Origin of the sequence: Sediminibacterium sp., assembly GCF_051860225.1 — a bacterium.
In the GTDB taxonomy this organism is placed as follows: Bacteria; Bacteroidota; Bacteroidia; order Chitinophagales; family Chitinophagaceae; genus Sediminibacterium.
Map to the genome: position 1 here is coordinate 1 of NZ_JBHYEI010000005.1, position 14,030 is coordinate 14,030.

The window sequence follows — 14,030 nt, forward strand, 5'->3', positions numbered from 1 at the left end:
GATCCGCTACCTTGTCCGGATGTCCTTCAGAAACACTCTCAGATGTAAATAAATAAGGCATTGAATATAGTTTTTAAAAGTTTTGATGTTGATTAATTATAATCTAGAATAGACTAATCTCAAACGCATTCTGAATCTGCTATGCTTACCCCCGCCTAATCTGACTCTACCATTCGCAACTTCATTTCCGACCCCTGCATTTAAATAATACATTTGAGAGACCGTATTGTTAGGATATGGTGGAGTAAAGTTGAGAGAATCATTAGAAGGAGCATTTAATCTTAAAGTAAATGAAGTATCTCTTCTAGTGACAATCCCTTGTATATACCTGCTAATTACAAAATTATATGCCGCAACACGGTCGTACCCATTGATAGATTTAAAAGTTCTAAAACCACCAAAGTCTACCGTATTAGGACCTTGATTACTTACCAAGTAATCATTTGGAATATTTCTTTTTTGCTTTTTAACGGAATCATATGCGCTTAGCAACAATAAGCGAGGTGCTTGAAAATATCTATCTAAAGTCAATAAATTATTATCGTCGGGCACTTGTTCTGCGGTGAGTTCAGCTCTATGTATAATGCGATTACTTAAGTTTTGCAAATTAGGTATCCGAATGCGAACATAAGTACCCGGGAAACTTTGAATATAAACCAAAGAATCTGGTTTAGATGTTGTAGTAACATGATTACTTATTTCAGCACCTGTAGTATTTCTTGTGATATAGTTGGCAAAACCACCAAAAGCAGAATTGAACCTAAAATATCTTACCGCAGTATCTCTAACTGTTGCTCCAGTGCTACTCGTATTAAAATATAATGCCAACTTGGTATTGGTATCTAATAAATTCACATACAATAATGCATTGGCAGGACTGGTAGATTGTACTTTAAGGGAAAATCCTTTGAAAAAAGATTTGAAAGTGCTGTCATTTCTATACGCATTACTCGAGTCGTAGTCTCTAATAAATCTTCTGGCTACATCCATTCTAAGCGGAATTCTAATCTGATTTGTACTTGCTTCAAATCGGTTGATAACAGAATCAGCTAATGTTCTGATATCTACTGAAGTAGTATTTGCCAGAGCGCCGATTGTGTTAATCGGGTAAACGCTTGGGAAATTCACTGGATAACTTACAAAAGGATTTAATGGAGTTGTTGCACTTATTTCTTGCACAGAAACTTGGAGTGGTTTACTAGAATCTCCATAATACCCTTTGTAACTTAGAATTAAAACTGCTGAATCCACTACCAAACTATCCTTTGTTCCAGGAAAAGCAAAAGGAAATGAAGGCGGAGTTAGTTCGAAATTTAATTCGGCCGATGTAGTACCAAAAAGTGGATCATTAGTGATTGCACCAATAGCCATATTATCCGAATTATACACCCTAGTGGTATCGGTTTCATTAAAGGTATCGGTATCCAACTCCATGATGGTATCAAAAGTGTTCACCCCATCAACAACAGGAATTAATCCACTACCTAATTCGGTAGTTGTAATTCGAGTACATGCTGCTGTAACAAACAAAAAAAATAGTAGAAAAAGAGGCGATTTACGCAGTCTAAAATTAGCTAACATGTTCAAGTTTTACTTACCCGCAAGGTCGTTGTACAATTCTAAATACTCTGTTAAATCAGAATCCCAACCCTTAAAAGGAATTACTTTTTTTCCCTTTACTTTAGAGAATTCATCAGTCAACTTCTGATCAATTAGGTCAGACCCAAATGAAATGGCATCAGCAAAATGAGCACCGCCTTTAAACATGGCCGTATTATTACTGTCTTTAAACACATCTAGGTCTTTATCTTTTACATTAACATTGATAACAGCACGCTTTAAAAAATCGGCCCCAAGGCTTTCGTCAAAAGTATTTTGACCAATGGTAAAAACGACTTTACTATTTCCGAAAACTGGTTCCTTCTTGTAGGCTGTTTTAATATATGCTGGAATTAATCCACTCATCCAACCGCTGCAATGAATAATATCTGGAGGCCAACCGAATTTTTTGACGGTCTCTAATGCCCCTTTACAAAAAAATACGGTTCTTAAGTCGTTGTCTTCAAACCAGGTTTCATTGTCATCATGAAAAATTTGCTTTCGCTTAAAAAAGTCTTCATTTTCCAAGAAGTAAACTTGTAATCTAGCGTTTGGTAAAGAAGCAACTTTAATTTGCAAGGGATGGTCATCATTATCAACTGTTACATTGATGCCGGATAACCTTACAACTTCGTGCAAGCGATGTCTGCGTTCATTAATAACACCAAAGCGGGGCATAATGCATCTCACTTCTAAACCACTATCATTACTTTTGATAGCTAGCTTATTTATCACTTCTGCAAACTCCGTCAATTCCAAATACGGAGACATTTCAGTGGCAATAAATAATATCCTTTTCTTTGTAGACATGAACACTTCTTTTTTGAACCTGACCCTGAATAAGTTTGCAAAGTTACGAAATAAGCATGAAATACAATACTGTATTCAGTTAGGGTCTAATTTTCACCTTAAAAAAACCTTAATAACTTAAAATTGACAGCGCGAATGGCCAGAAAAACAAATATGGTATCTTTGAAAAATGAACAAAAAGTGGCTATCCATCCTTCAATACTTGTTTTTTCTTGGGTTAGGTCTTTTTTTGGTTTGGTGGAGTATGCAACAAATCCCTGCGGAAAAGTGGGATGATTTTAAAAAATCATTACAAAATGCCAATTATTGGCTTTTAATTCCGGTTTTCGTTATTCTTACAACTAGCCATGCAATTAGGGCACTTCGTTGGAAAATTTTGATGAAACCAATGGGTTATTCACCTAGGACCCCAAATGTTTTCTTTGCCGTAATGGTAGGTTATCTAGCCAATTTAGCGGTTCCCAGACTAGGTGAATTATTGAAATGTACCCTTTTAGCCAAATATGAAAAAGTGCCTGCCGAGAAACTGGTAGGGACTATTTTAGTGGAAAGGGCATTTGACGTAATTTCACTTGGAATTGTTTTTATAATCGCTTTAATAAGCCAGTTTGATGTGGTAGGAGAATATGCAGGTCAAATAGTAAGCCCCCTATTAAATGGCAATAAGTCTGAAACATCCTATTTAAAATTGCTCATTATCCTTTTATTGATGATTTTCATTGTTGTTGGAACCTGGATGATTCTCAAGAAGTTTCCTCATAATAAAATAGTTACCATTTTCAAAAATATCATTGCAGGTATTTGGGAAGGATTGAGTAGCATAAGGAAATTGGAGCAAAAAGGACTTTTTTTACTTTATAGTGTACTTATTTGGGGACTTTATATTTTAGGCACTTGGATTGGACTCTTTGCTACAGCAGGCACCAATAGCTTAGGACTTGCAGCTGCCGTTTCTGCGCTTGCTTTTGGAAGTATAGGGATGATAGTTACGCCTGGAGGAATTGGTGCATACGCCTATTTTATTGCTAAAGTATTAGAAAAAAATGGAATTGGATTCGAAATTGGCTTTGCCAATGGAACACTACAGTGGTTTGCCCAATTTATTATAGTCCTTATAGTTGGCTTTATGAGTTTAGGCTTACTTCCATGGTTTAATAAAAATCAACCCAACAATGAAAGCAACTAAAGCAATAGAACAAAAGATTTATACACTTGAGCAACTAAAAAAACAGATTGCCGCATGGAGAGTCAACAACAAAAAAATTGCTTTTAGTAATGGCTGTTTTGATATTTTACACGAAGGACATATTTTTTCATTAAATCAAGCTGCTGCTGAAGCGGACATGCTAATCATTGGTATCAACAGCGACGCAAGTGTAAAGAGATTAAAAGGACCTGAACGACCTATCAATAATCAAATTAGCAGAAGTATTTTATTAAGCAACTTGGCCGTTGTAGATGCGGTAGTAGTGTTTGAAGAGGATACGCCATTGAGATTAATTGAAGCCATCATGCCCGACGTAATTGTAAAGGGGGGGGACTATACAGTTGATCAAATTGTTGGAGCTAAGGAGATAATTGCCAATGGAGGAAGAGTTGTAATAAATAAAATTGTGAAAGGGTTTTCTACAACTGGCATAATTGAACAAATAAAAAAATCTTACTCCTAGTAAACAACAAATACTTAACACTGAATATTTGCTGTTAAACTTATATTTGAATATGTCTAAAAAGCATTTAATTCAAAGAGATATAAGCTGGCTAAGTTTTAATGCCAGGGTATTGCAGGAAGCTAATGACCCCACTGTTCCATTAAGGGAAAGAATCAAGTTTCTAGGAATATTTTCCAATAATACAGACGAATTTTTTAGAGTAAGGGTTGCTACCTTAAAACGCATGATTGAGTTTGCAGAGAAAAGAAAAAAGCTCAATATGTATATGGAAGATGATCCACAAAAAATTTTGGATCAAATACAAATGACTGTATTAAAGCAACAGAATGAATTCAATCGAATTTGGGATGGCATTTTAAAAGAATTGAAAAAAGAAAAAATAACGCTTGTTACAGAATCAACACTTAATAAATCGCAACAAATATTTGTAAGAAAATTTTTTGATGAAGAGGTTCGATCGAACATTATTCCTTTAATGATTGAGACCCTACCTCAACTACCCTATTTAAGAGATAAAAGTATTTTCCTTGGAGTGGTAATGCGAAAAAAAAATTCGGCTTATCAGCAAAAATATGCGCTTATCGAAATTCCAACAAAAGCTGTTGGAAGGTTTATTTTATTGCCATCAAAGAAAGATGAAAAAAATATTATTCTGTTAGAAGATGTAATTAGGTTCAACTTACCCTTTATATTTTCCTATTTTGGTTATGATATTTTTGAAGCACATGTTTTCAAGGTTACAAAAGATGCTGAAATTGATTTAGACAATGATATCAGTACCAGTTTTGCTGAAAAAATTGAAAAAGGTATTAAAAATAGAAGAAAAGGGAAACCTGTTCGTTTTGTTTATGATAAAGAAATGGATCCCGGCTTACTCGAATTTTTAATTAGAAAATTAAGTCTAAACAGAAAAAGTAATATAATCCCAGGAGGCAGAATACATAACTTCCGTCATTTCATGGATTTCCCAGATATTCTATCTCAAAAGAGTACGAGAAGAGCATCTTTTATACCAAAATCACTACAAACATCTTTGAGAGTAACGGATATCATTCTTAAGCAAGATGTAATGCTACATTTCCCTTATCATGCTTTTGATCCGATAATTGATTTATTAAGGGAAGCCGCAATGGATCCCGATGTCTTATCCATTAAAATAACTGCTTATCGATTGGCATCTAATTCAAAAGTGATTAACGCACTCATTAATGCAGCCCGAAATGGGAAACAAGTAGTTGTAATGTTAGAGTTAAAAGCTAGGTTTGACGAAGAAGCCAATTTGGAATGGAAGAAGATTTTAGAAGAAGAAGGTGTAAAAGTGTTGCTAGGTATCCCTAAAATGAAAGTACATGCTAAATTATGTATCATCACTAAAAAAAGCAAAACACGTACTCAACTATATGGATTTGTAAGCACCGGTAATTTGAATGAAAAAACAGCTCTTGTTTATGGAGACCACTGTTTACTCACTTCAAATAGAAATATCATGAATGATATCAACAAGGTATTTCGATATTTAGAAAACTGGAAAGAAGGACCTGTAGTATTAAAAAGCTGTAAAACGCTTATGGTATGCCCTACTAATATGCGCAATGAATTAAATCAATTGATTGATGCCGAAATAAGAAATGCGAAAGCAGGCAAACCAGCTGCAATTATTTTAAAAGTAAATTCTTTAAGTGACGCTAATTTAATAGAAAAACTCTACGCGGCTGGGGCAGCAGGTGTTAAAATCGATATGGTTGTAAGGGGGATTTTCTGTGCAGAAATAGATCGAAAGAAGTTCAAACAACCAGTAAAAGCCATTAGTATTGTAGATGAATATTTAGAGCATTCTAGGGTGATGATTTTTCATAATCTAGGAAAAGAGAAAGTATATATATCTAGTGCAGATTGGATGGTAAGAAACCTGAACCATCGAGTGGAAGCAGCTGTACCAATTACTGACCCGCTTATAAAACAAGAATTGATTGATATTATCCACATTCAGTTAAGAGATAATGTAAAAGCTCGTATTCTAAACAGTGAATTAGCAAACAACTATGTACCTTTCGCTGGAAAAAAGAAAATAAGGTCTCAAATTGAGACTTACCATTACTTGTTTAGAAAAAATAATATCATCAGTGAAACTAGCAGCAATTGATATAGGGAGTAACGCAGCAAGATTATTAATAGTTGAAGTAAGCAATGATAAATACGGTAAACCTCAATTCAATAAGCTGAATTTAGTTAGAGTCCCTCTGCGACTTGGGTTTGATGTGTTTGAAAGAGGAGAAATCTCAAAAGAAAAAAGAGGGATGATACTTCAAACAATGAAAGCGTACAGTCATTTGCTGAACGCATACAAAGTAAGTGAAGTTATTGCATGCGCAACTAGCGCTATGAGAGATGCCGCTAATTCTGCAGATATCATTAGAAAAGTAAAACTAGAAACAGGATTATCGATAGAAATAATTAGTGGCGATTTAGAAGCCTCCATTATATATGAAAACCATATTGCAGAAAATATGGATACGGCCAATAGCTATATGTATATTGATGTGGGGGGCGGAAGCACTGAACTAACTTTTTTTACAGACGGCAAATTAACTTTTAAGCGTTCATTTAATATTGGAACGATCAGATTATTGAAAGATATGGTTGACGATTATAAATGGGATGAAATGAAAGACTATATCAAAACTGCCACTAAAGGATACAAAAAGATTATTGCAATAGGTACTGGAGGAAATATTAATAAAGTCTTTTCATTAAGTAAGAAAAAGGATGGTAAACCACTACATATTGATTTACTAAAAGATTATTATAAAGAGATATCCAACTTTACTTTAGAGGACAGAATCAATATTTACAAGCTGAGAAACGATCGAGCAGATGTAATTGTACCTGCTTTACAAATCTACATTAATGTGATGCGCTGGGCTGATGCAGACGAAATTTACGTTCCTAAAATTGGCCTTGCAGATGGCCTAGTTCAGCATCTTTATGCCAAAATTCACCGATGATAAAGATAATTTCAGCCCATTTTTACCTAAATAAAGTGCTTACAACCTACATTTGAATATACCCAATTGGTATCCAATTTAAATGATTCAGACTATTTCAGATAAAAACCGTGCAATTCAGCTAATCGCCCATTTGGCAGCCTGGATTTGCTTTTTTTCTCTCCCCTATTTGGTATTCTTTCCCAGACTGAGAGATTTTAGTATGAGCAACCATATGCTCACGGTAATCATTCTGAATAATATCATGCTAGTGGTATTTTTCTATTTAAATACTCAAGTATTAATCCCAAAATTTTTAATCAAAGAGAAATGGCTTTTATATGTACTTAGTTTAGTAGGATGCTTGTTATTCTTTTTATATGTGCCCAGAACACTGGCCATGATGATTCATCCGCCAGAAATACCATTAACTGTTACTGAAAATACAAAAGGAATTAACCTCAGAAGTAATCGAATTGGAAGAATTAGAAGGAGACCATATGCTGATTTTTTTAATACAGTATTGTTTTTATTAGTCATCACTTTTGGAGCATGTATTGAAGTAGTCAGACGTTGGCTTCAAACAGAACAAAATAGAAAAGAAACAGAACACGAAAGAATCAATACAGAACTCTCCTTCTTAAAGTCTCAAGTAAATCCGCATTTTTTCTTTAATACCTTAAATAATATTTATTCTTTAGCAATTGTAAAAAGTGATAAAACAGCTCATGCAGTATTAAAGCTCTCTGCAATCATGCGATATATCCTCACAGAAACTGAAAGAAATTTAGTGCCGCTTGAAAACGAAGTGAGTTTCATACATAATTATATAGAATTACAGCAGGTCAGATTAACAGAAAAAGTTCAAGTAAATTTTACAATTGAAGGCAATTCAGCTCCATTATTAGTTGCCCCGCTTATTTTTATCCCATTTGTAGAGAATGCATTTAAATACGGAGTAAGTACAAAAGAAAATAGCAGTATAGATATTACCCTTAAAATAACTGATCACACGATTTACTTTTATGCAAAAAATTTTATAGTTCAATCTGAGAATAATTTAATGGAAAATACCGGCATTGGTATTAATAATGTAAAAAGAAGATTATCGCTTCTTTATCCCGAAAAATATACGCTCAGTAATATCACAGAAAATGGATATTATATTGTAAACTTATCTATCAATACCCTTTCATGATCAAATGTATAGCAATTGATGACGAGCCGTTGGCCTTACAAGTAGTACAAGAATATTGTAGTAGAATCTCTTTCTTATCATTAGAAAAAGTTTTTACAGATACAGATGAAGCAAGAGAATATTTACAGCACAATAAAGTAGATATTCTTTTTTTAGATATCCAAATGCCAGATATAAATGGTCTACAGTTCTATAAAAGTTTATCCGACAAACCAATTGTCGTTTTTACTACTGCATATAAAGACTTTGCAGTAGAGGGTTTCGCAGTTGATGCGGTAGACTATTTATTAAAACCATTTGAATATGATCGCTTTTTGAAAGCATGCTACAAAGCAAAAGAATATTTAGAATTTTTAAGTTCGCAAGAATTACAGCTTAATTCCATTTTTGTAAAAGTGAACTATGAAATAATGAAAATCAATCTAAAAGATATAGAGTTGATTGAAGCATTAGACGACTATATTAAAATTCACATAAAACCATCCCCTGTTTTAACTTTAATGACATTAAAAAGTATTAGCGACAAGTTGCCTTCAAGAGACTTTTTAAGAGTTCATAGATCATTTATTGTTCCTGTTCATAAGATAGAAAAATTCAGTAAATCCAAAATTTGGATTTCTGGGAAAGAGGTTCCTATCGGTAGTAGTTATAATAATGTATATGATCATTTATTGGCTATTTCAAAGCTGGGTTAGTGCTATTAGCAATTAGGATGTACCTTTGCAGTAAATTTTCATATTATGGAATTCTTGCAGCAATTAGGATTACAATCACAAAATGAAGGTGTTTCAACAGGTACTAAATGGTTAAAAACGAATGGAGCTTCCATCGAGTCATTTTCTCCAGTTGATGGAAAATCCATTGGAAGCGTTACTACAGTTGATAAAGAAAGTTACGAGACGTTGATTTTAACCAGTCAATCTGCTGCAAAAGAATGGAGAAATTGGCCAGCTCCCAAAAGAGGCGAAGTGGTACGTCAAATAGGAGATGCACTTAGAACATATAAGGATCCATTAGGTAAATTAGTAAGCTATGAAATGGGTAAAAGTTTACAAGAAGGCTACGGAGAAGTGCAAGAAATGATTGATATCTGTGACTTTGCTGTTGGGTTATCTCGTCAATTATATGGCTTGACCATGCATAGCGAACGCCCTCAACATAGGATGTATGAACAATGGCATCCATTGGGTATAGTAGGTATTATTTCTGCGTTTAATTTCCCTGTTGCAGTATTTAGCTGGAACGCAGCACTTGCTTGGATTTGCGGGAATACCACCATTTGGAAACCAAGTGAAAAAACACCTTTATGTGGTGTGGCAGTACAAAATATTATTGCAAAAGTTTTTGAAGCAAACAACGTGCCTGAAGGTGTAAACTGTTTAATTCAAGGTGGAAGAGAAGTGGGTGAATGGATCAGCACCGACACACGTATTCCATTGGTATCGGCTACTGGTTCTACTAGAATGGGTAAAGCCCTAAGCGCAACCGTTGCTGCAAGGTTAGGTAAAAGTATTTTAGAATTAGGAGGAAATAATGCTATCATTATTTCTAAAGATGCAGATTTAGAAATGTCATTAGTAGGTGCTGTATTTGGAGCGGTAGGCACTGCTGGACAACGTTGTACCACAACAAGAAGACTCATTATACATGAGTCCGTTTATGATACATTTACCAATAAATTAGCCAAAGCATACGCGCAGTTAAAAATTGGTAATCCACTTGACGCACAAAATCATGTAGGACCATTAATAGATCAGGATGCAGTTAACATGTATTTAAATGCTATTGAACAATGTAGTGCACAAGGTGGTCATTTCTTAGTAGAAGGTGGTGTTGTAACAGGTGAAGGATACGAAAGTGGCTGTTATGTAAAACCATGTATTGCAGCAGTAACGAATGATTTACCAATTGTTCAACACGAAACTTTTGCGCCTATATTATATGTCATGAAGTATAGTAATTTAGAGGAAGCTATTACTATGCAGAACAATGTACCACAAGGTTTATCCTCAGCAATCATGACTTTGAATTTAAGAGAAGCTGAATTATTTTTATCCGCGAACGGCAGCGATTGCGGTATTGCAAATGTAAATATTGGAACAAGTGGAGCTGAAATTGGAGGCGCTTTTGGGGGTGAAAAAGAAACGGGCGGTGGCAGAGAAAGTGGTAGTGATGCTTGGAAAGCTTACATGCGTAGGCAAACCAATACAATTAATTATGGCAATACTTTGCCTTTAGCGCAAGGTATCAAATTTGATTTTTAATCACAATATTATTCATTAAGATTTTTACCTGCGAAATTAAAATTGAGGGTAAACTGATGAAACACTTTCTGCTGGTAAAAGCCTGTTGCATACCTGATATGCAGTTTTTTATGTAAGAAGCCTATACCAGCAGAAAGTCCATTTAATCCACTTGTAGCGTTAAAAATATTTAAATCTTGACGCCTTAAAAAATTATATCCTAAATTAATTTCTACCTTATCCGTAACAAAAAGCTGTGTTGCAAAAACAAGGTGTGCAAAAGCTTTTTGTAAAAACCCTGCTGTTCGTAAATCTCCCTCAGATGCATTAAAGGCAGTATCATTATAAAATATACTTAGCCGATGTAAATTGTGTGCAGTTAATGTAAATTGTATGGGTGCATTTTTTAGTCTTTTACTAATTCCTACTTGTACATCGAAAGGCAATTCCTCTTTAGGTGCTCCTCCATATGTACTTAATTGGGTTCCCATATTTTTAATAAGTACAGCTGCTTGAAATAGTTGATTGGTATCTATATAATTTAAACCAATATCCATAGCAATACCATCAGACCGATACAAGGAGTAATTACTTTGAATAAACTTAAAAGTTGTCCCGATATAAAAACGTTCATTGAACTGTTTACTTGCCATCACTTGAATAGCAAAGTCATTGGGTTTAAACGTTCCAAGAATATTACCTAAGACATCGGTTTGCGTAATATTACCATAATGTAAGTATTGTAGTCCAACGCCCCAATTCAGTTGATACTTACTATGATGAAAAGCATGGACAGCACTAAAATTACTTATGCCGGCTAAAAAACCATTAAAGGATGTTGCAATTTGTTGGTGCATACTCTTTCTCAACAAAGCAGGGTTACTCAAAGCCATCGAAACATCATTGCTTTGCCCACTAATATTAACTCCCCCAAGAGCAGCAACTTGTGCAGAACCTGGTTGACTAAGAAAGCTATAAACAGCATTACCACCGAGTGTTTGTGCAAAAGACTCAGTGGTAATTAAAAAAAATATAGCTATTAAAAGTTTATCAATTGTCATCCCATATTAAAACTACAACTATACCAGCGCATAATCAATTACCTGCTGCATGGTTTTCACATAATGAAAATGTAGTCCCTTAATAAAGCTACTATCAATCTCTGCAACATCCTTCTGATTTAAGTGGCAAAGAACAATTTCTTTTAATCCAGCTCTTTTTGCAGCCAGCACTTTTTCCTTTATACCACCCACTGGAAGTACTTGTCCGCGTAAGGTAATTTCGCCAGTCATTGCTAAAAAAGGTTTAACTTTTCTTGCGGTGAATGCCGATGTAATTGAGGTAAGCATAGTTATACCAGCACTTGGGCCATCTTTTGGCACAGCACCTTCTGGTACATGGATATGAATATTCTTGTTTTTAAATAATTCAGGGTCAATCCCCAACTTTTTATAATTAGCTTGGATATAACTTAAGGCAGTCGTTGCACTTTCCTTCATTACATTGCCCAAATTACCCGTCAATTTTAATTCCCCTTTCCCCTCACTCAAAATGGTTTCAATAAACAAAATATCTCCCCCAACATATGTCCAAGCCAGCCCTACAACTACTCCAGCCATATTTGCAGTCTTATAGATTTCATTGCTGTATCGTTGTTGTCCCAGAATTTTTTCTACATCTGCAGAAGTTAAATTCAATTTAACTTTCTCTTTTAATGCCATTTCCTTTGCTTGAAAACGCATAATAGAAGCAAGTTGACGGTCTAGCTCTCTTACCCCACTTTCTCTTGTATATTGTTCAATCACTTTTTCTAAAACCTTATCACTTATTTTAAAATTAACTTTAGCCAAACCATGCGCTTCTTTCTGCTTTGGCACCAAGTGACGTTTTGCTATTTCTACTTTTTCTTCAATTGCATATCCACTTAAATCTATGATTTCTAATCGGTCTCTTAGTGCAGGTTGAATATTCTGCAGGTTATTAGCAGTTGCAATAAATAATACTTTACTTAAATCATATTCTAATTCAAGGTAATTATCGTAGAATGTATGATTTTGCTCAGGATCTAACACTTCTAATAAAGCAGAAGAAGGATCTCCCCTATGGTCAGCCCCTATTTTATCAATCTCGTCTAAAATCATCACCGGGTTAGACGTTTTACACTTTCGAATATTTTGTAAGATTCTACCCGGCATAGCACCAATATAGGTTTTACGATGCCCTCTTATTTCACTTTCGTCGTGTAATCCGCCCAAACTCAAGCGAACATATTTTCTACCAATAGCATGAGCAATGGATTTACCTAAAGAGGTTTTACCAATGCCGGGAGGGCCTAAAAAACAAAGGATTGGACTCTTCATGTCGCCCTTTAATTTTAAAACAGCTAGGTATTCTAATATCCTACTTTTAATTTTAGTCATCCCATAATGGTCTACATCTAAAACCTTTTTGGCATTTTTTAAATCATAATTATCGTTGGTATATTCATCCCATGGAAGATCAAGCATTAAATCTAAATGATTGTAAACAACTGAATAATCAGGTGTAGATGCATGCATCCGCTCAAGTTTTTGTATACCCGTACTAAATGCATTCTTCGCAGCTTCAGGCCATTTTTTGGTTTCAGCCTTTTTCTTCATTTCTGCAATCTCTCTTTCATTGGTATCTCCTCCCAATTCTTCTTTGATACTTTTGAGTTGTTGCTGAAGAAAATAATCTCTTTGTTGCTTATCGAGTTCTGTTCTTGTTTTATTAGTAACCTTATCTTTTAATTCGGCAAATTGTAATTCTCTTTGTAATATATGAACCAATTTAATGGCACGTTCATTTACATCATTGATCTCTAATAATTGTTGCTTCTCTTGTATATCGCTGTTTAAATTACTGCTGACAAAATTGATTAGAAAAGCAGGGTTTTCTATATTCTTTAAAATAATCGAAGCCTCTGTTGGCAAATTGGGAGATAGCTGAATGATTTGTGCAGCTAAATCTTTAATTGTACTCACATAAGCTTTAAAATCCTCGGTTTCAGGGGATTCATCTTCATTACATAATCGTATGCTTGCTTTAAAATATGGATCATCACTAAGCATTTCTAACCACTCAAAGCGTTTCTTGCCTTGAATAATAATGGTTGTGCCTCCATCTGGCATTTTTATTAATTTCACAATTTTGGCTACAGTACCAATTTGGCAAAGATCTTTTGGAGCTGGTTCTTCAATATTGGAATCCTTTTGTGCAATTACCCCAATTAATTTATCTGCTTTATAAACGTCACTAACAGCTTTGATACTCTTATCTCTGCCAACGGTTATAGGTAGCACAACTCCAGGGAATAATACCGTATTTCTAAGAGGAAGAATAGGCAACTCATCGGGAATTACTAAGTTACTATCCAATTCACCATCCTGTTCTCCAATGGGAATTATTGGCATAAAATCGGTCTCATCTTCAGACTTAAAAATTAATTTACGCTTATCCATATGCTTCTCGGGTCAAATTGTCACAAAAATGAAATGGAAAT

Annotated in this window: 12 protein-coding genes; 7 read left to right on the forward strand and 5 right to left on the reverse strand. The window is 34.6% G+C overall.

Features of this window, described 5'->3' with window-relative positions; genetic code table 11:
* From ACTIEI_RS13805 to ACTIEI_RS13815, 3 genes are all read right to left on the reverse strand, one after another.
* A partial coding sequence (locus tag ACTIEI_RS13805; protein ID WP_439505528.1) for an S-adenosylmethionine synthetase N-terminal domain-containing protein occupies positions 1–61 on the reverse strand: 61 nt, incomplete at its 3' end.
* A 35-nt stretch (positions 62–96) separates the two neighbouring features.
* Positions 97–1,581, reverse strand: a complete 1,485-nt coding sequence (locus ACTIEI_RS13810; RefSeq protein ID WP_439506880.1) for a DUF4270 family protein — start codon at positions 1,579–1,581, stop codon at positions 97–99.
* A 9-nt stretch (positions 1,582–1,590) separates the two neighbouring features.
* A complete protein-coding gene (locus tag ACTIEI_RS13815) occupies positions 1,591–2,409 on the reverse strand; it encodes a glycogen/starch synthase (RefSeq protein ID WP_439506881.1) in 819 nt (272 codons plus the stop codon).
* Between the two features lie 169 nt (positions 2,410–2,578).
* On the opposite strand from ACTIEI_RS13815, the gene ACTIEI_RS13820 reads away from it, so the two are divergent.
* The 7 genes from ACTIEI_RS13820 to amaB all read left to right on the forward strand — a co-directional run bounded on the left by ACTIEI_RS13820 (position 2,579) and on the right by amaB (position 10,528).
* Positions 2,579–3,595 carry a lysylphosphatidylglycerol synthase transmembrane domain-containing protein gene (locus ACTIEI_RS13820; protein ID WP_439506882.1) on the forward strand — a complete coding sequence of 339 codons (1,017 nt, stop codon included), beginning with the start codon at positions 2,579–2,581 and terminating at the stop codon, positions 3,593–3,595.
* On the forward strand, positions 3,582–4,079 hold the full coding sequence (rfaE2, locus tag ACTIEI_RS13825; RefSeq protein ID WP_439506883.1) for a D-glycero-beta-D-manno-heptose 1-phosphate adenylyltransferase: 498 nt from the start codon (positions 3,582–3,584) through the stop codon (positions 4,077–4,079). The genes ACTIEI_RS13820 and rfaE2 overlap by 14 nt, the downstream gene beginning before the upstream one ends.
* A 52-nt stretch (positions 4,080–4,131) precedes the next feature.
* Complete coding sequence (gene ppk1, locus ACTIEI_RS13830) at positions 4,132–6,225, forward strand: polyphosphate kinase 1 (protein WP_439506884.1); 2,094 nt, start codon at positions 4,132–4,134, stop codon at positions 6,223–6,225.
* Entirely contained in the window at positions 6,206–7,087 is an 882-nt protein-coding gene (locus ACTIEI_RS13835) for a Ppx/GppA phosphatase family protein (RefSeq protein WP_439506885.1), read from the forward strand. The genes ppk1 and ACTIEI_RS13835 overlap by 20 nt, the downstream gene beginning before the upstream one ends.
* Positions 7,088–7,169: 82 nt before the next feature.
* Complete coding sequence (locus ACTIEI_RS13840) at positions 7,170–8,264, forward strand: sensor histidine kinase (RefSeq protein ID WP_439506886.1); 1,095 nt, start codon at positions 7,170–7,172, stop codon at positions 8,262–8,264.
* On the forward strand, positions 8,261–8,959 hold the full coding sequence (locus ACTIEI_RS13845) for a LytR/AlgR family response regulator transcription factor (RefSeq protein ID WP_439506887.1): 699 nt from the start codon (positions 8,261–8,263) through the stop codon (positions 8,957–8,959). Before ACTIEI_RS13840 ends, ACTIEI_RS13845 begins: the two co-directional genes overlap by 4 nt.
* A 45-nt stretch (positions 8,960–9,004) precedes the next feature.
* Entirely contained in the window at positions 9,005–10,528 is a 1,524-nt protein-coding gene (amaB, locus tag ACTIEI_RS13850; RefSeq protein ID WP_439506888.1) for an L-piperidine-6-carboxylate dehydrogenase, read from the forward strand.
* 8 nt (positions 10,529–10,536) lie between these two features.
* On the opposite strand, the gene porQ is transcribed toward amaB, so the two are convergent.
* A complete protein-coding gene (gene porQ, locus ACTIEI_RS13855) occupies positions 10,537–11,568 on the reverse strand; it encodes a type IX secretion system protein PorQ (protein WP_439506889.1) in 1,032 nt (343 codons plus the stop codon).
* Positions 11,569–11,586: 18 nt separating this feature from the next.
* Positions 11,587–13,989, reverse strand: a complete 2,403-nt coding sequence (gene lon, locus ACTIEI_RS13860) for an endopeptidase La (protein ID WP_439506890.1) — start codon at positions 13,987–13,989, stop codon at positions 11,587–11,589.
* Between the last annotated feature and the right edge of the window lie 41 nt (positions 13,990–14,030).